This window comes from Pseudomonas sp. NPDC099000 (assembly GCF_044759925.1).
In the GTDB taxonomy this organism is placed as follows: Bacteria; Pseudomonadota; Gammaproteobacteria; order Pseudomonadales; family Pseudomonadaceae; genus Aquipseudomonas.
Genome location: NZ_JBIWAF010000013.1, coordinates 57,387 through 78,187, shown reverse-complemented (window position 1 = coordinate 78,187; position 20,801 = coordinate 57,387). Strand labels below are relative to the sequence as shown.

The 20,801-nt window shown below is 55.5% G+C and carries 19 protein-coding genes; 17 read left to right on the top strand and 2 right to left on the bottom strand.

Annotated features, from left to right (window positions below; genetic code table 11):
- Window positions 1–113: 113 nt before the first annotated feature.
- Window positions 114–1,130, bottom strand: a complete 1,017-nt coding sequence (locus ACIQV9_RS16855; protein ID WP_403103539.1) for an AraC family transcriptional regulator — start codon at window positions 1,128–1,130, stop codon at window positions 114–116.
- A gap of 259 nt (window positions 1,131–1,389) precedes the next feature.
- Between ACIQV9_RS16855 and ACIQV9_RS16850 the strand changes: the two genes are divergently transcribed.
- From ACIQV9_RS16850 to ACIQV9_RS16815, 8 genes are all read left to right on the top strand, one after another.
- Window positions 1,390–1,956 carry an RBBP9/YdeN family alpha/beta hydrolase gene (locus ACIQV9_RS16850; RefSeq protein WP_403103536.1) on the top strand — a complete coding sequence of 189 codons (567 nt, stop codon included), beginning with the start codon at window positions 1,390–1,392 and terminating at the stop codon, window positions 1,954–1,956.
- Between the two features lie 127 nt (window positions 1,957–2,083).
- Entirely contained in the window at window positions 2,084–4,099 is a 2,016-nt protein-coding gene (locus ACIQV9_RS16845) for a DUF1302 domain-containing protein (protein ID WP_403103533.1), read from the top strand.
- A 38-nt stretch (window positions 4,100–4,137) separates the two neighbouring features.
- On the top strand, window positions 4,138–5,496 hold the full coding sequence (locus ACIQV9_RS16840; protein WP_403103530.1) for a DUF1329 domain-containing protein: 1,359 nt from the start codon (window positions 4,138–4,140) through the stop codon (window positions 5,494–5,496).
- Window positions 5,497–5,564: 68 nt separating this feature from the next.
- Window positions 5,565–6,635: a YCF48-related protein gene (locus tag ACIQV9_RS16835; protein ID WP_403103527.1), complete on the top strand. Its 1,071-nt coding sequence runs from the start codon at window positions 5,565–5,567 to the stop codon at window positions 6,633–6,635.
- Window positions 6,636–6,666: 31 nt separating this feature from the next.
- Complete coding sequence (locus ACIQV9_RS16830; RefSeq protein ID WP_403103524.1) at window positions 6,667–9,156, top strand: RND family transporter; 2,490 nt, start codon at window positions 6,667–6,669, stop codon at window positions 9,154–9,156.
- Between the two features lie 122 nt (window positions 9,157–9,278).
- Entirely contained in the window at window positions 9,279–12,176 is a 2,898-nt protein-coding gene (locus ACIQV9_RS16825) for an EAL domain-containing protein (protein ID WP_403103521.1), read from the top strand.
- Window positions 12,177–12,287: 111 nt separating this feature from the next.
- On the top strand, window positions 12,288–12,812 hold the full coding sequence (locus ACIQV9_RS16820) for a cupin domain-containing protein (protein ID WP_403103519.1): 525 nt from the start codon (window positions 12,288–12,290) through the stop codon (window positions 12,810–12,812).
- 145 nt (window positions 12,813–12,957) lie between these two features.
- Entirely contained in the window at window positions 12,958–13,188 is a 231-nt protein-coding gene (locus ACIQV9_RS16815; protein WP_403103516.1) for a hypothetical protein, read from the top strand.
- A gap of 544 nt (window positions 13,189–13,732) precedes the next feature.
- Here the strand turns inward: ACIQV9_RS16815 and ACIQV9_RS16810 are convergent.
- Window positions 13,733–14,140: a helix-turn-helix domain-containing protein gene (locus ACIQV9_RS16810; protein WP_159935451.1), complete on the bottom strand. Its 408-nt coding sequence runs from the start codon at window positions 14,138–14,140 to the stop codon at window positions 13,733–13,735.
- Between the two features lie 130 nt (window positions 14,141–14,270).
- On the opposite strand from ACIQV9_RS16810, the gene ACIQV9_RS16805 reads away from it, so the two are divergent.
- The 9 genes from ACIQV9_RS16805 to ACIQV9_RS16765 all read left to right on the top strand — a co-directional run bounded on the left by ACIQV9_RS16805 (window position 14,271) and on the right by ACIQV9_RS16765 (window position 20,666).
- The gene (locus ACIQV9_RS16805) at window positions 14,271–15,401 is read left to right on the top strand and encodes a phage/plasmid replication protein (RefSeq protein ID WP_403103513.1); all 1,131 of its coding nucleotides are present in this window, start codon (window positions 14,271–14,273) and stop codon (window positions 15,399–15,401) included.
- Window positions 15,398–15,610 (top strand): hypothetical protein, encoded by a 213-nt coding sequence (locus tag ACIQV9_RS16800; RefSeq protein WP_403103510.1) that lies wholly within the window; start codon window positions 15,398–15,400, stop codon window positions 15,608–15,610. The genes ACIQV9_RS16805 and ACIQV9_RS16800 overlap by 4 nt, the downstream gene beginning before the upstream one ends.
- 269 nt (window positions 15,611–15,879) lie before the next feature.
- A complete protein-coding gene (locus ACIQV9_RS16795) occupies window positions 15,880–16,176 on the top strand; it encodes a propanediol utilization protein (protein WP_403103508.1) in 297 nt (98 codons plus the stop codon).
- Window positions 16,176–16,400: a hypothetical protein gene (locus ACIQV9_RS16790; protein WP_403103506.1), complete on the top strand. Its 225-nt coding sequence runs from the start codon at window positions 16,176–16,178 to the stop codon at window positions 16,398–16,400. Before ACIQV9_RS16795 ends, ACIQV9_RS16790 begins: the two co-directional genes overlap by 1 nt.
- A 9-nt stretch (window positions 16,401–16,409) precedes the next feature.
- Window positions 16,410–16,634 carry a hypothetical protein gene (locus tag ACIQV9_RS16785; protein ID WP_159935446.1) on the top strand — a complete coding sequence of 75 codons (225 nt, stop codon included), beginning with the start codon at window positions 16,410–16,412 and terminating at the stop codon, window positions 16,632–16,634.
- 330 nt (window positions 16,635–16,964) lie between these two features.
- A complete protein-coding gene (locus tag ACIQV9_RS16780; RefSeq protein WP_403103503.1) occupies window positions 16,965–18,002 on the top strand; it encodes a hypothetical protein in 1,038 nt (345 codons plus the stop codon).
- Window positions 18,003–18,030: 28 nt separating this feature from the next.
- The gene (locus ACIQV9_RS16775; RefSeq protein ID WP_057709999.1) at window positions 18,031–18,315 is read left to right on the top strand and encodes a DUF2523 domain-containing protein; all 285 of its coding nucleotides are present in this window, start codon (window positions 18,031–18,033) and stop codon (window positions 18,313–18,315) included.
- A gap of 3 nt (window positions 18,316–18,318) precedes the next feature.
- A complete protein-coding gene (locus tag ACIQV9_RS16770) occupies window positions 18,319–19,353 on the top strand; it encodes a zonular occludens toxin domain-containing protein (RefSeq protein WP_403103499.1) in 1,035 nt (344 codons plus the stop codon).
- A gap of 53 nt (window positions 19,354–19,406) precedes the next feature.
- On the top strand, window positions 19,407–20,666 hold the full coding sequence (locus ACIQV9_RS16765) for a hypothetical protein (RefSeq protein WP_403103496.1): 1,260 nt from the start codon (window positions 19,407–19,409) through the stop codon (window positions 20,664–20,666).
- Window positions 20,667–20,801: the final 135 nt, after the last annotated feature.

Here is a 20,801-nt window from a genome sequence, read left to right as displayed (position 1 = left end):
ATCGTTCCCACGCTCTGCGTGGGAATGCAGCCCGGGCCGCTCTGCGTCCCACTGGAACGCGGAGCGTCCCTTGAGGCATTCCCACGCGGAGCGTGGGAACGATCAACAGGAGTTCAGCGTTTAGTCGGATCGGGCTTTTGCATGCTGCGCCAGGTGGCGGGCGGCATGCCGAATTGCGTGATGAACCAGCGTGTAAAAGAGCTCGCCATGGAATAGCCCAGCATGTCGGCGATCCGACCCAGCGAGTAATTCGGGTTCTCCAGATAACGCAGCACCAGGTCGCGGCGCACTTCGTTGATCAGGTCGTTGAACGCGCAGCCATCGTCTTTAAGGCGACGCTGCAGCGTGCGCACGTTCATGCCCTGGGTCTGGGCGATTTGCTCGATGGTGGCGCGCCCCATGGGCAGCAGCAGGTAGATGGCTTTGCGCACTTCGAACAGGGTCGACGGTCCTTCGGGGCTCTGCAGCGAATCCAGGTAGCGCTGGGCGTAACGGGCCATGGCCGGGTCGGCCTGAGGGTTGGTCATGTCGAGACTGGCATCGGGGCAGACGATGCCATTGAACTCGCTGCCGAACTCCAGGTTGCAACCGAACAGGCGCCGATGCAGCTGCAGATTGTCCGGAGCCTGATGAGTGAAGTTGACGCTGTAGGGGTGCCAATGCGCACCGAGCAGGGCGGCGCAGAGCCGGAACATCACACCGATTGCCAGTTCATTGGCTTGGCGACAGGGCATGGGGGACTCGGTGACCACTTCCTCGCGAATGATCACCATCCTGCCCGCTTCCTCAACAAAGATCGCCAGGGAATCGTTCATCAGATGGCGGTAATTCACCAACACGTGCAACGCATCGCGCAGCGTTCGCTGATGGCTGAGCAGCAGGCTGACGACGCCGAAATCCGAGAGTTGACGCGATTCGGCCATGCTCAGGCCGAAGGTCTGACAACCGCTGGCCGCCGCCGAATCCTCCAGCAGGCGCACCGCCGAATCGATCGGAATACGGTGCTCGGGGGCTTGCAGGCGGGCCTTGCTCAGTCCGACGTTCGCCAGCAAATCATGGGGGTTGAGCGCCAGGTAGTGGGCCACTTCCAGGTAGTTGGTCAAGACGGCGGCGCGAACAAGCTTGGTCATGCAGAAGTCTTTCCTGGTGGGGACTCGATGGAAATGAGCGTGGCCGACTATAGCCAGCACGTCATGAAATGAAAAGTTTTTGCAGAGGCATTTGCAGCTGCTCCACGACGACCCATCAGCGGCAAACCCGGTGTCATCAAAAGTAAAATCGCTGTCGTCAAATGAAAAGCGAACCGGGTGTGGGCTCTTTAATGTCGGACCTACAAAAAGATTCTGGCAACACAGCCAGTCGAGTCATCGTGAAGGCGAAGGTGTTCAAGTGAACAAACTGCAAACTGCCGCAACCGTTCTGATCGTACCGGGTCTGCGCGACCACGTTGCCGAGCACTGGCAAACGCTGCTGGAGGCCCGGTTGAGCAACGTGCGCAGCGTCCCGCCGCTTGAAACCGACAAGCTCGACTGCGCGGCCCGGGTCCGGGCGATCCAGCATGAACTGGAGCAGATCGACGGCCCGGTGATTCTCGTCGCCCACAGCGCCGGTGTGCTGATGGTCGCGCACTGGGCGGCCCGGCATCGCGCCCCGATCAAGGGCGCGTTGCTGGCCACGCCGCCGGACCTCGATGCCACCTGGCCCCAGGGCTATCCGTCCGCTGAAACCCTTCGAACCCACGGCTGGGACCCTCTGCCTGCCGGCGCGCTGCCTTTTCGCAGCATCGTGGCGGGCAGCACCAACGATCACCTGGCCAGTCTCGAGGCCGTCACCCGGATGGCCCGCGACTGGGGCAGCGAACTGGTCAACCTCGGCGAGGTCGGCCACCTCAATCCTGCGTCGGGCTTTGGCCATTGCCCACAAGCCGAAGCACTCATTCTCGAACTGGATCGCTAGTCAGGCATCGGCCGGCCGCGACATGTCCGGCAACTGCTCTGACGCAAAAAAACGCCGGCCCCTTCACCAGGGCCTGTGCAAGGAAAGCTGCGCTTAAAAATAAGTACAACAAGGCGGAGACACCGTAATGCATAACAATAAGAGTCACGGCCACACACACACTTCGCGTCACAGTCTGTTGGCCCTGGCCATCCTCGCTGCATCCATGCCGGCGGCCCACGCCGTCGAGCTGGATACCGGCAATCCTGACTGGGCCGTGCGTTTTGATAACACCGTGAAGTACAACTACGGCGTACGCACCGAAAGTGCGGACAAGCGCATGTTGGGAACGCCGAACAACAACGACGGCGACTACAACTTTCGCAAGGCCGGGACCAACATCACCCACCGTGTCGACCTGCTGACCGAGATGGATGTGGTCTACAAAGACCACGTGGGTTTTCGTGTCAGTGCCGCGAGTTGGTACGACAAAGCCTATGAAAACACCGGCTCCAACTCCAATCCGTTCGTCAACGGCAATGGCAGCACTTCGGGCCTGGTCGCCAATGACCCGCGCCTGGCGCCCGTGACTCGCGACAATGTCGGCAACGGCAGTCCACACCTGAGCAACTACGCCCAGCGCTACTACACCGGTCCCTCCGGTGAAATCCTCGACGCCTTCGTGTTCTACAGCACCGAAGTGGGCGAGGAGTCGCTGTTCAGCGTCAAGGCCGGGCAACACAACGTGTTCTGGGGCGAAACCATCCTGAACCCGGTGCATTCGATCAGCTACGGCCAGGCTGGCCTGGACCTGGCCAAGCTGGCGGCATCGCCCGGCACCGAGGCCAAGGAGCTGTTTGTCCCACGCAATCAGGTGTCGATGTCCTTCACGGTCAATCCCGAGCTGACGGTGGGTGCCCAGTATTTCCTCGATTGGGATGCCGCGCGCCTGCCTGAGGCGGGCACCTACTATGGCGGCTCTGATCTGGTGGGTTTCGGCGCGCAGTCGTTCCTGCTGGGCAACACCAACTCAGTAGTCCCTGGCAGCCCGTTGGGTTGCGGCCTGGCACCTTGCAACGCATTGACCAACGTGCGCCGTGGCGATGACCTGACTCCGCGCAACTCTGGCGATTGGGGCTTTATGGCCAAATGGTCGCCCGCCTGGCTGGACGGCACCCTCGGCGTTTACTACCGCCAGACGTCGGACATTTTGCCTCAGGCCTGGCTCGACGCCAGAGGTTTGAGCTCGGCCAATGCCAACGGCACCGCCCCGGCAGGTCAAGTGCCGGCGGTGGTCAACACGCTGAACTCGCTGAGCACCACCACCTACCAACTGGCGTACTCCGACAAGATCGACATCGTCGGCCTGAGCCTGTCCAAGGACATCGGCGGTATCAGCGTCGGCAGTGACCTGAACATCCGCCATAACATGCCGCTGGCCAGTATCCCGGCGATTGTCAGCACCAGCAGTCCGCTTGGGCTGGGGCGAGGTCTCGGTCTGTTGCCTCCACGTAGCGCGGCTACCGGTGTGATCTACGACACCCCGCACGATGGCGACAGCATGAGCGCCACCGGCGACACGCTGCACTGGACGATCAACGGCCTGATGACCCTGCCCAAGACTCCGGTGTTCGACTCGGCGGTGCTGCTCGCCGAGCTGTATTACAGCAACCTGCTCAAGCTCGATAGCAAGAACGAGGCGCTCTACAAGGGCAAGAGCACTTACCGCGGTCTCGATGCACCGACCCGTGACAACTGGGGCATCGCGGTCAACTTCACGCCGACCTGGTACCAGGTATTCCCGGGCGTGGACATGAGCCTGCCGATGTCCGTCAACGTGGGCCTCGATGGGGTTTCACCGGTCTCGGGCGGCGGCGCGAAAGACACCGGCAACTATGCGCTTGGCGTCGGTGCGGCGATCTACAACAAGTACTTCGTCGACCTCAAGTACGTGGACGCCTTCGGCAAGGCTGACAAGTGCAATGTCAGCGGCAACAGCACCGGTGCCGCCAACGCCGGAAGTGGCGATGGCTCCACACCGAACGCCTTCAGCGGTAACGAAAACTATGCGTGCTACGCCGGTGGCTATTCAGCCCTCTCGGGCGGCGGTGCGACCACCGAAGACCGTGGCGCGCTGTACCTGACGCTGAAAACCACCTTCTGATTCACCCAATGCTTAGTCACTAAGCAGGAGTATGACCCATGAAATTCGTCCCAACTCTGCTGGCCGCGTCCCTGGCCATGGCCGCTGCCGTTCATCTACAAGCCGCCGTTTCGACTCAAGAAGCCGCCCGGCTGGGCAGCAGCCTGACCCTGATCGGCGCCGAAAAAGCCGCCAGCGCCGACGGTTCCATTCCTGCCTATGCTGGCGGGTTGACCACGGCTCCGGCCAGTTTCAAGGCCGGCGACAGCATGCGTCCGGACCCTTTCGCCAGCGAGAAACCGGTGTTGGTGATCGATGGCAAGAACGTTGATCAGTACAAGGGCATGCTCAGTGCCACAACCGTTGAACTGGCCAAGCGCTTCCCCAGCTACCGCGTCGATGTCTACCCGACCCATCGCACCGTCGCTTTGCCGCAAGCGGTGTTGGACAACAGCCTGAAGAACGCCAATGGCGCCAAGTCCCTGGAAGGCGGGCTGGCCATCGATAACGTATTGCCTGGCGTGCCGTTTCCGATTCCGCAATCGGGCAGCGAGGCGATGTGGAATTTCCTGCTGCGTTATCAGGGCGTCAACATCAACTCCAAGTACGACTCCTGGAACGTCGACTCGGCCGGGGTGGCGAGCCTGGCGACCACGGGGCAGGCGTTCATCACTTACCCGATCTACGAAAATATGGCGCAGCCCATCAGCAGCACTGACGTGTACTACCAGATGAAGTTGTATTACACCGGGCCGGCGCGTCGGGCCGGCGAGTCGATCATGCTCAAGGACGCGGCCAACCCGCTGGAGCAGCCGCGCCGCGCCTGGCAGTACCTGCCGGGACAGCGCCGGGTGAAATTGGCACCGAACCTGGCGTATGACACGCCGAACCCGGGGACTGCCGGCGCCGGTACTTACGACGATGTGTTTGTGTTCAACGGCGCACTGGATCGCTACGACTGGAAGCTGGTCGGCAAGCAAGAAATGATCGTGCCGTACAACACCTACAAATTGACCTACGCCCAGGATCCGAAAAGCCTGACCACGCCCAATCACCTTGCGCCCGACTTCGTACGCTGGGAGAAACACCGCGTGTGGGTGGTGGAAGGCAACCTCAAGGCGGGTGCACGTCACGTCTATCAGAAGCGCCGCTTCTACCTGGATGAAGACAGCTGGGCCGCACTGGCTTCTGACCAGTACGACGCGCGCGGTCAGCTCTACCGTGGTTCTTTCGCGTTCCTCAGCCAGAGCTATGACAAGCAGGTACCGGACTCTACGCCTTTCATGATCTACGACCTGATCGGCGGGTCCTACAACATCAACGGTGTGGTGGGCCCTTACGGCGGCATCCGTTACATCGACTCGCTGTCCAAGGCGCAGTGGTCGCCGGAGTCCCTGGCGGGCGCCGGTATTCGCTAAAGCGACCTGTTTCAACGCCGGGCTGCACGCGACGTGCGCCCGGCGCAGTTTTTTCATGAGGACGCCGTATGTGTTCGTACAAAAAGTACCGGCAGTTGGCGCTGGGCATGGCCCTTGCTCTTTTTCAGGGCTTCACCCACGCCACCAGCTTCGTCGATGTGCTGGACCAGCCGGCCAAGGCCAGCGCCCTGGCGGTCAGCAGCCCGTTGCTGGGCGTCGCCCGTGCAGGAGAGCGGCTGGTCGCCGTCGGACAACGTGGCCACATTCTCTATTCCGATGATGGCGGCAAAGACTGGCAACAGGCCGCCGTACCGGTCAGTGCCGACCTCAATGCCGTCAGTTTTCCTTCAGCAACCCAGGGCTGGGCGGTCGGCAACGATGGCGTGGTGTTGCACAGCAGCGATGCCGGTGAAACCTGGACCAGACAACTGGACGGCCGCCAGATCGGTGCGTTGCTGGTTGAACATTACGGTGCGCTGGCCCGTGCCGAACCGGCCAATGAACAATGGGCAACGCTCGCCGCCGACGGCCAGCGGCTGACCGAGGAGGGCGCCGATAAGCCGCTGCTCGACGTTTGGTTCGCCAACGAAAAAACCGGTTATGTGGTCGGTGCGTTCAACCTGATTCTGCGTACCGACGATGGCGGTCATCACTGGACACCGTTCCAGGACCGCACCGACAACCCGCAAGGGTTGCACCTCAATGCCATCGCCTCGACGGAGGATGCGCTCTACATCGTTGGCGAACAGGGGTTGTTGCTCAAGTGGGATGACCCGGGCCAGCGTTTCGCGGCACTCGATTCGCCGTATCAGGGCAGCTTTTTCGGAGCGATTGGCCGGCCCGGCGAAGTGCTTGTCTACGGTCTGCGCGGGCATGTGTTTCGCAGCCTCGACGGCGGTTCCAGCTGGACCCTGCTCAAGACCGGCCTGCAGGTCAGCATCTCCACTGCCACGGTGGACGCCAAGGGTCGATACCTGCTGTTTAGCCAGGCAGGGCAAATGCTGGTCCACGTAGACGGCACGCAACTGACATTGGTGCCTCAGCAAAAGCTGTCTCCATCAGCCGGCGCCATCAAGGCGCCCGACGGCAGCCTGGTGTTGGTTGGCAGTCGTGGTGCACGCGCACTGAACATCAAGTAATCACCGGATCCCTAAGAGCGAGTACCCAGACATGGCAAACATCAAGCAAGACACCATGCCGGTGATCCGCCACTTGCGTGACTTCGATCGGCACTCCGGCAACCGGCTGGAGCGCTGGGTATTCAATTACCGCCCGCTGTTCATGCTGTTCATGGCGTTGATCACGTTGGTGCTGGGCTATATGGCGGCTACCCGCCTGGAACTGCGTCCCAGCTTCGAAAAGATGATTCCGCAGAGCCAGCCCTACATAAAAAACTTCCTGGAGAACCGCAAATCGTTGCGCGGCCTGGGCAGCTCAGTGCGGGTGGTGGTGGAGAATACCCAGGGCGATATTTTCGACCCCGAATATCTGGCCGTGCTCAAGCAAGTCAACGACGACTTGTTCCTCACCGCAGGCGTTGACCGCGCCTGGTTGAAGTCATTGTGGAGCCCTTCGGTGCGCTGGAACGAAGTGACCGAGGAAGGTTTCCAGGGTGGCCCGGTGATGCCCGATGCGTACCAGGGCTCCCCCGAAGACATCGAACAACTACGCCAGAATATCAACCGCGCGGGCGTCGTCGGCAGCCTGGTGGCCAGCGATTTCAAATCGAGCATGTTGATCGTGCCGCTGCAGGACAAGACCTCGGCAACCGGTCACAGCATTGATTACCACGCGTTCGCGCAGATGCTTGAAGAGCAACTGCGCGACAAGATCGAGTTTGCCGGCGACAGCAAGGCACGCCAGGCGGGGGAGGAGGGGCAGGGCAAGTACAAGGTCCGCGTGATCGGCTTTGCCAAGTTGATCGGCGACCTGATCGACGGCCTGATCCAGGTGATGATGTTTTTCGGTTTGGCCGTGGTCACTTCGTTCGTCATCATCTACCTCTACACCCGTTGCCTGCGCAGCACGTTGCTGGTGATTTTCTGTTCGCTGACGGCGGTGGTCTGGCAGTTGGGTATCGTGGCCTGGCTGGGTTACGCCATCGATCCGTACTCGGTGCTGGTGCCGTTCCTGATCTTCGCCATTGGCGTGTCCCACGCCGCGCAGAAGATGAACGGCATCCTGCAGGACATAGCCCTCGGCACCCATAAACTGGTGGCGGCGCGGTACACCTTCCGGCGTTTGTTTATCGCCGGTGTCACCGCGTTGCTGGCCGACGCGGTGGGCTTTGCGGTGTTGATGCTGATCGACATTCCGGTGATCCAGGACCTGGCGATTACCGCCAGTATCGGCGTCGCGGTGCTGATTTTCACATCGCTGTTGCTGATGCCGGTGGCGTTGTCCTATGTCGGTGTTGGCGCCAAGGCTGCCGAGCGCGCACTGAAGATCGACAACCGCGCTGCGCAGAGTCGCGGCTTTGGCAGACTGTGGGATCTGCTCGACCGTTTCACCACCCGCAAGTGGGCCATGGGTATCGTGCTCGGTGCTGTGGCGTTGGGTATCGCAGGCTTCGTGGTCAGTCTGCAACTGCAGATCGGTGATCTCGACAGTGGCGCCCCGGAGTTGCGCGCGGACTCGCGCTACAACCGCGATAACGCCTACATCACCAGCCACTATGCGCTGTCCAGCGACCTGTTCGCGGTGATGATCAAGACCCCGCCGGAAGGCTGCCTGAACTATCAGACGTTGATCCTGGCTGACCGCCTGGCCTGGGAGCTGCAACAATTCCCGGGTGTGCAAGCGACTTCATCGCTGGTTAACGCGGTGCGCCAGATCACCGCTGGATCGTTCGAGGGCAACCCCAAGCTGAACAGCATCCAGCGTAACCAGAACGTGCTGAACTATGCCGCGCAGCAGGCCTCGGTCAATGCGCCGGAATTGTTCAATACCGACTGTTCGGTCATGCCGGTGATTGCCTTCCTCAAGGACCACAAGGCAGAAACCCTGGACGCGGTAGTCGCCATCGCGGACAGATTCGCCAGGGAAAACAGCACCGAGGACCGACAATTTCTGCTGGCCGCCGGCACCGCCGGTATCGAGGCGGCGACCAACATTGTGGTACGTGAAGCCAACCATACGATGCTGCTTTACGTGTACGCGGCGGTGACGCTGTTTTGCCTGATCACCTTCCGTAGCTGGCGCGCCACGCTGGTGGCGCTGCTGCCGTTGGTACTGACCTCGATACTGTGCGAGGCCTTGATGGTGGTCATGGGCATTGGCGTGAAAGTGGCGACGTTGCCGGTGATCGCTTTGGGGGTCGGGATCGGCGTGGATTACGCGCTGTATTTGCTCAGCGTGCAGCTGCAATACCAGCGCCAGGGCTTGCCGCTGGCACAGGCCTACCGTAACGCGGTGTCGTTCACCGGCCGGGTGGTGGGGCTGGTCGGCATCACCCTGGCCGCCGGCGTGGTGTGCTGGGCCTGGTCGCCGATCAAGTTCCAGGCCGACATGGGCATCCTGCTGACCTTCATGTTCCTCTGGAACATGCTCGGGGCGTTGATCCTTATCCCGGCGCTGTCGCATTTCCTGCTGCGGAACATTGCGCCTGTTCCATCAAAGGCCACTGAACGCCCGGCGGAACTTGTAGGGGCACACCCGTAGGTTGGCACTTAAGCGAATAAAACGATTGATAAAAACGTATATAAGCTTTAAACGGGAGGCTCTCTGGCATCGTGCTGGAAAATAAAAAATGAGTATCGCCAGTTTTGGCTCAGGGAGCGCTGATGAGTGTTCGTCCATTGACCGACTCCCCGCGGCAATCGATCGATTGCGACGTTGTCGCCGCTCAACTAAAAGGTAATTCGGAAACTGTCGGCATGGCCCACGCCAATAACGACGACGCGTTCGAACAATTGCTGGCCTCTGCGCGCCACTGGTGCCACACCACCGCATGGGTGGTCTATCGCGCCGGTGAACAAATGCATTGGGTCGGGCAGGGCGACCCGCAGGCGCAGTGGCCATCCAGCGTTGCCAATGAAGAGTTCGAAGCCTTTTGCCTGACTCGGCAGTTGCACCGCTGGCCAACCGGCAGAGGCGAAAGTGTGCTGGGTTGGCTACTCGCGCCAGTCGATAACGCCGAGGAGCCGGCGCTCGCAGAGTTTGCCCAGCGCTTGGGCATTCAGGTGCAGACCAACACCCTGGCCCGTGCGCAGATTACTCAGCGTGTGCTGTATGAAATTACCTACCTCGCCAGTTCGACCCGCGACCGGTTTGTATTTCTGGTGGGCGTCCACCGGTTGCTGGCCAGTCTGATCGATGCCGAGAACTTCTATCTGGCACTGTATGACCCGCACACCGGCAAGATTGACTACCCGTATTACGTCGACATCATCGACGTTGATGCCGTGGAGGCCGAACACTACGAATACCTCGATGTCTCGCACCTGTCGTTGACCGGCCAGGTGTTGACCACTGGCCAGCCGTTGCTGATCGACGCTGCCGGCATTCGCGCGGCTGAGGCGGAGGGCCGCTTCTACTGCGTGGGGGATCGTCCCGAGTTCTGGATGGGCGCACCGTTGAAAAATGCGTCGGATGATGTGTTTGGCATGCTGGCCATGCAGGTCTACGACGTTTCCCGTACCTACAGCGCTGAAGACCGCGCGCTGTTTCTGGTGGTGGCCCGTCACGTGGCCATGGCGCTGGACCGGATTCTGCACCGCGAGAACCTGGAAGGGATCGTCATGCGTCGTACCCTGGAACTTTCGGCACTCAACGAAGCATTGAGGCAGGAAGTGGCAGAGCGAGAGCGCGCTGAACATCTGCAGAGCGCGCTGTTCCAGATTGCTGAACTGTCGAGCCAGCCTGGCGATATGGCCGAGCTGTTTCAAACCTTGCATGGCATCGTCGGTGATCTGCTGTTCGCGCAGAACTTCTACATCGCGCTGTTCGACGACGCGACCGGTGAAGTGACCTTTCCTTATTATGTTGATGAGCGCCAGACGACTTGTCCGAAGGCACGACGTGGTCGCCGGGGCTTGACCGAGTACGTCATCCGTCAGCGTCGACCTTGCCTGATGGACCCCTGCGAGGCTGAGCGATTGGCTGCGCAGGGCGAAATCGAATTGGGCCATGAGTCTGTCCGAGCCTACTCCTGGCTGGGCATTCCATTGTTCGATGGCGATGTGGTGCGTGGCGTGCTGGCGGTGCAAAGCTATACCTCGCAGGTGCGCTATACCCTGCGTGACCAGGAACTGCTGACGTTCGTGTCACGGCATATCGATACAGCGTTGTCGCGCCGCACGGCCGCCGAAGCCATCCATGCCGCCAACCTCAAGCTCGAAGCCCGGGTGCAGAGCCGCACCCGCGAACTCGATCACGCCAATGCCAAGCTGCAACACGAAAACTCCCACGATGCGTTGACCGGGCTGCCGAATCGAACCTACCTGCAACAGCGGCTCAATCTGGCCTGGTCGCGATTCGGCAGCGAAGGCGGGCACCTGGCGGTGATGTTCATCGACCTCGATCGTTTCAAGATGGTCAATGACAGCCTCGGCCACCATTTCGGCGATCTGCTGTTGATGCAGACCGCTCACCGTTTGCGCAATTGCCTGCGTGAGACCGACATGCTTGCGCGACTGGGGGGCGATGAATTTTCAGTACTCGCTCCCGAGGCGCCGCTGGACGTGGTGATCGAAATCGCCGAACGGATCCTGGTGGCGTTTGACCTGCCGTTTTTTATCAATGGCCATGAGGTTTTTTCGTCCTGCAGCATCGGTATTGTCAGCGCCGACAATCAGTTCCATCACGAACCGGCCGACTTGCTGCGCGACGCGGATGCAGCGATGTACCGGGTCAAGAGTGCCGGTCGCGACAGCTACGCGGTGTTCAATCAGGAAGTGCGCCGTGAAGTCTCGGACCAGGTCGAGCGAGAAGGGGCCTTGCGCAATGCGCTCAAACGTACCGATGAGCTGCTGCCGTATTTCCAGCCGATTGTCAGCGTTGAAACTGGCGAACTGCTGGCCCTTGAAGCGCTGATCCGCTGGCATCAGCCGGGCGGCCGCGTGATCGCACCGGGTGACTTTTTGCCGAACGTCGAGGGTTTGCGGCTGATCGGTCGACTGGACCTGTACATGCTCAGCAGCGTTGCAGTGATCCTGGCACAACCTCGGCACGCCAATTGGCCTGCGGTGCACGTCAATTGCTCCAGCTACAGCATGACGCGCCCGGACTTTGCCAGTGATGTGCTTGCCCTGTTGGCGCAGCACCGGGTCGCGCCGTCGCGGATCTGCCTGGAGTTGACCGAAGGTGCATTGGTGGCCGAGCCGGCTATTGCCCGGCAGAACATGCAGCAATTGGCCGACAATGGCATGTCGGTGGTGCTCGATGACTTCGGTGCAGGGTTTTCATCCTTGAGCTATGTGCATCAATACCGTTTCAGCGGCTTGAAGATCGACAAGTCATTCATCCTCGAACTGACCACCAGTGCCCGTAGTCGTGCGATCGTGCGGGCGATTGTGCGGATGGCAGAATCGCTGGACCTGAGCGTGGTGGCCGAAGGTGTCGAGGATGAAGCGACGCTTGTCTTGCTGCGTGAAATCGGGGCAGGCCAGGCCCAAGGGTATTATTTTGCCAAGCCGATGGGGTTGGAGGCGTTGTTGGAAACTTCACTGGTTGGGTGTTGATAGCGTCTTCGACACTACAGCAGTCAGGCATATAACTAAACTAAATGAGTGTTTAGCTTAGTTATAACTTTATGAGATAAAAAACACTTTTTATGACAGGGCTCAATCCAGATGACCAGTACCGTGTTAAAGACCCTCGTTCCTGGCGCTGAAGCATTAATCGCAGCATTGGATCTGGAGCCTCATTCGGAAGGTGGTTTCTACCGCAGGACCTTCCAATCGGATCACCACGCCATGGTTGAAACTGATAGCGGACCGCGTTACCTGATGACCTCCATTTACTATTTGCTGACCAAGGATTCGCCAATAGGCCATTTTCATCTCAACCAATCAGACATCGTGCATTACTACCATTTGGGCGACTCGATTCAGTACAGCCTGATTTTTCCAGACGGTACGTTGAAAACTGTGGCGATGGGCAACGACATAATCGCCGGACAACGTTTGCAGCTGCACGTACCCGGTGGTGTCTGGAAAGCTTCGCGGCTTATGGATGGATTGGCAGGATACGGATTGATCAGCGAAGCGGTTTCGCCTGGGTTTGATTATGAGGATATGGAGTTGGGTAATCGGCAGACGCTCAGCGAACAGTTCCCAGAGCATTCGCAGCTGATTGGAGAGCTGGCACAAGAATGAGGGGCCTGGTGGATTGAGCGCTTCAAAATCCGCGTGCAACCGGGCTAATTCCGAAACATGTTGTTACGTGTAATGACGGGCGTTACGTTGAGCGGCCTACGGAAACTGGCCCAGCCTCCGTGGGTCGTTTAATGTAACGTCCATTATGCGAACCACTCTCCTGATACCCGATCACCTTATCCGCGATGCCACGCTTTATGCCCCGTCCCGCGATCCTCTCGATGCTGTCACCTACGTGCTTGCCGATTACCCGCGCGTCATAGCTGAATCCAGAAAAATGCGCTCACGACTCGCCGAAATCGACAGAGAAACCGCCGATTTTGACCAGCGTCTACAGGCCCTGCAGGACGCCTGCGCTGCCATCCTGAACCTCTGAATTCGCCATACCTCGACGCCCGTAGGGCATTAGGCGCCTCGCCGATCGGCAGCCAGGCTAATCAACCCCCGCGCCGATACCCGGCAACGCCGGCCTTTCTCACGCCTAATAAAAAACCCCCAGCGATCGCTAAATCACTGAGGGTTTCTTTCGCGTCCAGAGCATCTAGGATCGCTCTGGTGGCACTTCGCGCCATGTTCAGCCCAAGGCTTGTTGCTCGGTCTGCCGCGAAGCCTGCGCGGTCCCCTGACGTCCAGCGCTATCGCCGGACAGGTCCCGACAGGTCCGATTTTCTAGCGCAGCTCGGTTGCCCGGATGTAGCAGGCCCCTAGCGCATTCTGCCCGACAGCCCTTAGTCGCGGCACGACCCTTACTAAACGAATCTGGCATTCACTCTCAGACGGCAGCATTGCCGTTTCTGTGACCTTGCCGTCGATCATGAGGACGAAAATCCATTTTGCCAGCATGACGCCTCCAGCGATTTTTGAGCGAAGCGAGTGGGGGTGCTGTTACACCCCCACTTTACCGCGGTTTCCCGCGATCCTTAGTCCCCCAACACACCTAATCTCTTGCTGCCTTCATTGCGTTCACCCTTCATGTACTCTTCCATTTCCAGGCCTTGGAGAATCGAGCCGATCACATTGAGGGCTATAGGTTTGTGGGTTTCGTTCAGGCTTCCGAATCGTCGGAGTAGGCCCAACATCTGTATCTCCAACCCTCGTTCCTCATCGCTCAGCAAGATCTCATCGGTGGTGCATTTGAAGTACTTTGCAATCGCTATCACTTTGTCAGGTGGCGGCAGGTTTTTACCCTTTTCCCAGCTGGCAACTGTGTTTTCTGCTACTCCAACCGCCTCAGCCACAATTTTTTGCGACACCTTTTTGAGTGCTCGCTTGTTTCTGATGTTCTCTCCGATGTTCATCGCCGCTTCATCTGAATGCTCATGAGTCATTGACTATACCTCCTGTGTTTTTGTACAGCTAACACACATCGATGGTTAAGCTGCTACGTATCTCTTGCAAATAGCCTAACACATGACGTAGTCTTGCCTGCGTCGTGTATTGGCTTGACAAGGATTTCGGATGTTCATCGATTGGCTCACAATTTCGCAGGAGCATCAGCATGATCTACCGATCGTATGCGGAATCTTTACGCTGACTGTCGATTCGAACACCAACGAAGTCTTGAGCACCAAGCAGCCTCGTTTCAAACACGAAGCCAGTTATTCGACCTCCGTCACTATTCATGTCCAAGGCCGAAAGATTCGAGTTGAGGGCAATCCAAGCAGAGTAGGGCGGCTGGACAATCTTTTTGGTTTTACAACCATTGAGCAGTGCGTTTCTGTCTACAACCAGCTTCTTCGCGAATATGGCTTGCCTGGTTTTACTCGTTGTACTCGCCTCGATATTCGCCAAGGCGCTTCGGGTGCCAGCTCTGGCGATCGGATTGCTGACGGCGCAAAAATCGAACGTATCGACCTAACAACCAATTTTGCGTTGGGCGAAGGCAATGTTTTGGCTTACTTGCGTGGTGTATCAAGTCAACGCATTGGTCACTCTATCGGATTCTTATATCCGAATGGTCGTACTGTTGCCTGGACTCCGAAAGGAAATGGTCAGGGTGGCCGTTTGCAGTATCGAAAGGCTTATGACAAGACTTTTGAAATGGATCAAAACTGTCTGCCAAAAATAAAGCGAATTTTTGGTGAGGACTCTGCTGAATACAAGTATGTCCAGCGTGTTCGTGATTACTGCTTTATTGAAGGCGTAGTTCGCTTAGAGCAAGAGCTTAAATGTGAATTCTTGCAGCGTGAATCCCTTTGTTACTGGGGCTTATTTGATGAAGGGCGTTTAGCCCAGCTCCACTGTGAGTTTCTTAAAATTGATGAAAAGCTGAAGGTGACTGCGATGGATATCGTTAGTATTAGCGAGCAGCTGTTAGCAGAGAAAATTGTTGATACTACTCGCGCCGCGAATACAACTGCCCTTTATGCCATTCAATGGATGCATGGCCAGCGCTTCGATTTTAAGAAACGACAAGTCCAGGATCATGCGGCTCGCCTTAATCGCATAGGTATTAATATTCGTAATGCCTGTGACACCAGCCGATTTGCTCCAATATTTGTGCGACAGTGCCGTGAGGTCACTAAGTCCACCTTGGCTATTCCGTCCTGGTATCAACGAGCAAATCATCTCCAGCAGGTCGCTGCATGAAAACAGTTAAGTTTGATGCCACCGTACTTACTGCTGGCCAGCGTCGTCGTCTAGCTGAACAGCAGCAAGTGCGCAGCTCTTTTATCAATCCTATTCTTGCTCAGCAGGTTGAAGAAGCGATCAAGGCTGTAGAAGCTCTAAAAGAGCGGTGGTTTTTTGATTACGAAGAAAAAGGAACACTCTGCATTGTCGACTGGGTGAATTTCTGATGGATAGGGTTGCTTATCAAAATCTACGCTTTGCAGTAGAAATGGAGTTTCTAAATGCTCTCAACAACCCTCAATGTGATGAACGTGCTGGGATTAATAGTCTTATGCGCTTGTTTCTATCTGCATTGGCTCAGCAAGAAGTAGAACGTCAGCGCTCTTCACGAAAATTCAAAACCTTCAGGCGTAACCCTGAGGCTATTGCGCCCAGTTGGGCATACCGTAAGCCCGGCACCGTTCCAGGCTTTCCAACACTGAGATAAGGGCATTACATGTCTAATGTTATCGTAGTTGAAGTAACCGGCAATCACCGCAGTGGTACTGCTGCCAAGTCGGGAAAACCATATTGCATGTTTGAAGCATATGCTCACTTGCCAAATATTCCATACCCGCAGAAATGCACTTTTTACGCTGACACTCCCCAGCAGGTTCCTCAGCCTGGAAAGTATGAATGTGATGTGAACGCGCAAGTTCGCGATGATCGTCTGATTTTTGAAGTCGATCCTCGTCAAGGTCGTCGTATTAGTTCCGGTGCTCCTGGTTCTTCGACACCGCAGAAGTCTACGTAATGTCCGGTTTATTGCATTGCCCTGGTGATTTAATCATTCAGGGCGGTGCTCCTTCGTGCTCGGTCGATTGGGTTTCTGTTCCTTATGCTGTCCCTTTTGATCCTTCACAACTTGATCCAGTTATTTTGGCTCAAGCTTTTGGCGCCGGATTCACATTAGTAGCCAGCTTTATGGTTATGTCGATGGGAATACGTGCGTTTTTAAACTTCATCAAACAATCCTGAGGATTTCCCATGTTCAAAAAATCTAGTGCTGTAGCTGTTTCCGCTGTTGTTCTCGCTGTTTCGGCTTCTTCAGTTTTCGCTGCTGATCCTGTTGCCTGGGATTACAGCGGTCTGACTTCATCCATCGACTTCAGCACCATTTCAGTTGGTGTTCTGGCTGTTGCTGGCATTCTTGCTGGTGTTTACGCCGGTATCAAAGGCGCTCGTATCGTTCTGGGCTTCCTGCGCGGTTAAGGCTTTATCCCTGTTCGACCTGGACGTCTTCGGGCGTCCTTTTTTTTGCTTAATATAATGGGTTGAATTATGCGCCGTTTCTATAAGCACACTGCGTTACATAGATTTCCAAATCGTTTTTCTAGAGGTGTTATTTCTTTACTTTTGATTAAGAGGATTATTGCCACAACATTTATTTTTTCGTTTTTATCCGGCGCCCTTATGACGGGGCTTTTTTACGCAGGTCTTGCTTGGGCATTGAGGTTATATTCCTAATGGATCAGCTCTATTATTTTGCCATGTTCTGCATTGGATCTGGTTGCTCGTTTGCCGTCTTTTCCGGGTGGTGATATGAAGTATCTTTATCTCATTTATTTCTTACTTCTCGCTGCGTTCTCATCGACCGCTTCTGCTGGCTGGAAGTGCAATTCTTCATATGCGGCCTCTTATTCCAGTGAATGTTCTGCCGCCAGTGTCCAGGACACGCCTGAGTCGTTTATAACCGCATTCGTAAATGCGGTTAAGTCGGCTAATACAAACCCAAATAAAATTGGGTACACTGCTGGCTCTTGCACCATGAATGGTACTTCAAATGCTAGCTGTGCTTATTCCTGGACTTTTTATGGGTCTCCTTTTAATGATAGTGTCGGTATTGTTAAGGAGGCTGCCGTTTGCCCTGAAACAGTCGAGACTCGTGGTCCCGATGCTGCTGCAATAAAATCAGGAGATAAATATTATGTCGCGTGGTCAGTTGGCTCTGTTACTGCTGATGTTTGTCACAACTCTTGTTCTTACCTGGCTAGTTCCGCCTCCGGTAGCACCTGCTATCTGTCTCCAGGCTCTACAGTCACTGGTTTTTGTAACTACTTCGTGGGTCTTAATACCGCGAGTCCTTCGTGCGGTGCTGAGTCCGGGTATAAGTCGCCGTCCGTTGGAGATCCTCTCACTCCCAGTACTGATCCTGGCGACGGCGGCGATGGTGGCACCAATCCTGGTGGTGGGAATGACGGCGGCGATGGCGATGGTGGTAACGGTGGGGATGGTGATTCCGGTTTTGACGGTGAGCTTTCTTTCAATAATCCAGGATCACTAGTGGGGGACTCAATTCTTGATAGTGAGGTTAACGCTGTTCACTACGATGCCTTTGTCCGTGGCATGGAAGCCGATTTAAATGAGTCAGGATTCGGTAAGGCTCTTACTGAATTTAATCAGAAAATGGCTGCTGGTGGCTCTCTGGCAGCCTGTCCCACCGCCACTGTTCAGCTCCTTGGAACCATGATTACTTTCGATGCGCATTGCGCATTGTTTGATTCGGTTTCCTCAATTCTTGCAGCTGTATTTCTGGCGGCCTGGTCAATCCTTGCCTTGCGTATTTTCCTGTCCGCGTAATTTTAGCCGCTAAAAATTTGAGGTGTTTATGTCTGCTTTCGGTGATTGGCTTCTATCGATTCTCCGCGAGATTTTGCAATTTTTTGTTGACCTGATAATTCAAGTTGCTGATTGGCTTTGGCAATCACTTTTAGAGTTGATTAGCTCCAGTTTCATCATGGGATTACTTACAAGTGCGGGAGAGTTGTTTACTAACATTTCTCCATCTGTTTGGTACTTCATGAATTTGATGCAGTTACCTTTTGGGATTACTGTTGTTAGCAGCGCCTATTTGTTGCGCTTCCTTGTTCGTCGCATTCCGTTTATTGGGTGATTTATGGCAATCCATGCTTATGTTGGTAAACCAGGTCACGGTAAAAGCTACGGCGTCGTTGAGCACGTTGTAATTCCGTCTCTTAAGCAAGACAGGCATGTGGTTACTAATATTCCGTTGTCCATTGATGATTTGTTGTCTGTTTATGGAGGAAACATTACTCAACTGCCTGATAATTGGTTTGAGCTTGATGACCTTTCCGAGATTATTCCACCTGGATCTGTTGCGATTATCGACGAATGTTGGAGGAGGTGGCCCGCAGGTAAAAATGTGAACCAAGCCAACCTTACTGATAAGTCCTTGCTTGCTGAACATAGGCACCGTGTTGATGCAAAGAACAATTCGATGCGTATGGTTCTTGTGACTCAAGACCTTGCTCAAATTTCGTCATGGGTACGTCTTTTGATTGAGACCACCTATCGAATTCGAAAAATCACAAAAAAGACTTTCAAGGTAGATATTTACAATGGTGCTGTTACTGGTGATGCACCTTCAAAAACAAAGTTAATCAGAACCACTGCCGGAACCTTTAAGCAGTCTGTGTATTCATTCTATAAGTCTGCTACTCAATCAAACTCTGGTGCCGTGGGTGATGAATCTTCGGCAGATGGTCGTTCAAGTATTTTGCGTTCTTTTGGTTTGTGGTCGGCACTGGGTTGTTTTGTTGTTTGCATTGTCCTGGGTGTTTATTTTGTCAAAAAGTTCTTTACTACTGATCAACCTGGTGTGAAGCACTCAGTGTCTGTTTCTACACTAAAGCAACCTAGTTCACCTGCTGAGCTTCCGATTTCAACCACTTGGCGGCTTGTTGGCTTTGTTCATCCGTCAAAGCCTGATCCATCTTCAAAGGCTGTATCTGAAGCTCTTGCCCTGGTAGCTGATAACAATGGAAATACTCGTTACATTTCTTTCTCTCATTGTCGATATTTCCCAGACTTTACTGAGGCTTATTGTTTGGTTGATGGTTTCAAGATCACTAATTGGTCATTAAAAAAACCTAATCCAATCACAGGTGGATTAATTGGGGGTGGTCTTTAGCGTAGCGCTAAGACCGCGCCCAATTAATTGACCAATCAGCCGGAACTCATCCCATGAATACCTGTAAGTTTCTTCGCGGCCTCTATGTCTCTGTCTTTCTGTTTTTCTTTGTTTCCTTTTCACAAGCGGAAACAGTCCCTCAGCAACTGACTTTTGATTTTCAAACTATTCAGGTTTCGTCCGCTTTACAGCTTCTTGCCGATTACAGGGGCTTGAATCTTGTGCTGGACGAAAATGTCCGTGGTTCACTTTCTATGCGTATGAAGGATGTGACCTGGGATGAAGCCATTGAGTATGTGACTTCGGCAAAGGGGCTTTTATATACCGTTGAAGGTAAGTTTCTTCGTGTTAGTGGTTATCCACGCCCAGGTGATTCATATTCAACAAATTCATATGTTGCTGCCCAAGACCAGCAAATTCAAAGTAGTCCTTCCTTTGGCGTCAACTCTTTTGATGTTTCGATCTTCAAGGTGCATAACATTTTGGCGTCCGACGCAATAAAAGCATTTCCTCTCGATCCTGGAGAGACTCTGAATTTTGAAGACGGTTCTTCTGTCATCGTTGCCAGGATGAGCAAGGCGCGTTTAGAGCAGCTCAAAACCTTGATTGCTGCTGTTGATTATTCCAGGAAGCAAGTGATGATCCAGGCTCGTATTGTCGAGGTGGATCGCTCGTATTCCAAGAATCTGGGTGTTCAATGGGGTGGCACTGTAGGCAGCGGTGCTGGCACTGTTTCAGGCTCTGTGCCGCTTGGCTTTGCCTCTGGTGCCATCGGGGCTGTTGGCATTGTCTCAAGCGCTCTGACGCTCGATGCCAGGCTTTCAGCGATGGAGCAGGAAGGTAAGGGCAGGGTGATTTCCAGTCCTCGCGTTTATACCTCTGACCGTCATCAAGCCAAAATTGTTAAAGGCTCTCAGGTTCCTTATCAGCAATCGGCCGGCGATGGTGCAACGTCGACATCCTTCAAGCAGGCTGCTTTGTCGCTCGACGTGACTCCGATCGTTAACGATAAGGGCGTGCTGCTGGATGTCATCCTTTCAAAGGATGAGCCTGATTATTCCAATGCCATGAATGGCGTGCCACCGATCAACACAACCTCGCTGACTTCCCGGGTTTTTTCACCGTTTGGCCAGACCATTGCTGTGGGTGGTGTTTATTCGGATCTGGATACAACCGTCGTTAGGAGCGTGCCGTTCCTGGGTAAAATCCCTGGCTTCAAATGGTTGTTCACCAGCAGCTCGACAGTATCGACCAGCACTGAGCTCGTTCTTTTTCTGACGCCGGTATTGGTCGACCAGCCTGGGCGCAAATGATCAACAGTAGCTCCCAGGCTTCGCATCCAAGGGTACGCATAATGACGGGCGTTACGTTGAGCGGCCTACGGAAACTGGCCCAGCCTCCGTGGGTCGTTTAATGTAACGTCCATTATGCGAACCACTCTCCTGATC

Excerpts from the sequence above, each read along its gene's own strand:
- ACIQV9_RS16845 (WP_403103533.1), top strand. The coding sequence starts at position 2,084 with ATGCATAACAATAAGAGTCACGGCCACACACACACTTCGCGTCACAGT.
- ACIQV9_RS16805 (WP_403103513.1), top strand. The coding sequence starts at position 14,271 with ATGTTCATCGATTGGCTCACAATTTCGCAGGAGCATCAGCATGATCTA.
- ACIQV9_RS16815 (WP_403103516.1), top strand. The coding sequence starts at position 12,958 with ATGCGAACCACTCTCCTGATACCCGATCACCTTATCCGCGATGCCACG.
- ACIQV9_RS16795 (WP_403103508.1), top strand. The coding sequence starts at position 15,880 with ATGTCTAATGTTATCGTAGTTGAAGTAACCGGCAATCACCGCAGTGGT.
- ACIQV9_RS16790 (WP_403103506.1), top strand. The coding sequence starts at position 16,176 with ATGTCCGGTTTATTGCATTGCCCTGGTGATTTAATCATTCAGGGCGGT.
- ACIQV9_RS16770 (WP_403103499.1), top strand. The coding sequence starts at position 18,319 with ATGGCAATCCATGCTTATGTTGGTAAACCAGGTCACGGTAAAAGCTAC.
- ACIQV9_RS16800 (WP_403103510.1), top strand. The coding sequence starts at position 15,398 with ATGAAAACAGTTAAGTTTGATGCCACCGTACTTACTGCTGGCCAGCGT.
- ACIQV9_RS16775 (WP_057709999.1), top strand. The coding sequence starts at position 18,031 with ATGTCTGCTTTCGGTGATTGGCTTCTATCGATTCTCCGCGAGATTTTG.
- ACIQV9_RS16810 (WP_159935451.1), bottom strand. The coding sequence starts at position 14,140 with ATGACTCATGAGCATTCAGATGAAGCGGCGATGAACATCGGAGAGAAC.
- ACIQV9_RS16840 (WP_403103530.1), top strand. The coding sequence starts at position 4,138 with ATGAAATTCGTCCCAACTCTGCTGGCCGCGTCCCTGGCCATGGCCGCT.
- ACIQV9_RS16835 (WP_403103527.1), top strand. The coding sequence starts at position 5,565 with ATGTGTTCGTACAAAAAGTACCGGCAGTTGGCGCTGGGCATGGCCCTT.
- ACIQV9_RS16855 (WP_403103539.1), bottom strand. The coding sequence starts at position 1,130 with ATGACCAAGCTTGTTCGCGCCGCCGTCTTGACCAACTACCTGGAAGTG.
- ACIQV9_RS16825 (WP_403103521.1), top strand. The coding sequence starts at position 9,279 with ATGAGTGTTCGTCCATTGACCGACTCCCCGCGGCAATCGATCGATTGC.
- ACIQV9_RS16785 (WP_159935446.1), top strand. The coding sequence starts at position 16,410 with ATGTTCAAAAAATCTAGTGCTGTAGCTGTTTCCGCTGTTGTTCTCGCT.
- ACIQV9_RS16820 (WP_403103519.1), top strand. The coding sequence starts at position 12,288 with ATGACCAGTACCGTGTTAAAGACCCTCGTTCCTGGCGCTGAAGCATTA.
- ACIQV9_RS16765 (WP_403103496.1), top strand. The coding sequence starts at position 19,407 with ATGAATACCTGTAAGTTTCTTCGCGGCCTCTATGTCTCTGTCTTTCTG.
- ACIQV9_RS16830 (WP_403103524.1), top strand. The coding sequence starts at position 6,667 with ATGGCAAACATCAAGCAAGACACCATGCCGGTGATCCGCCACTTGCGT.
- ACIQV9_RS16780 (WP_403103503.1), top strand. The coding sequence starts at position 16,965 with ATGAAGTATCTTTATCTCATTTATTTCTTACTTCTCGCTGCGTTCTCA.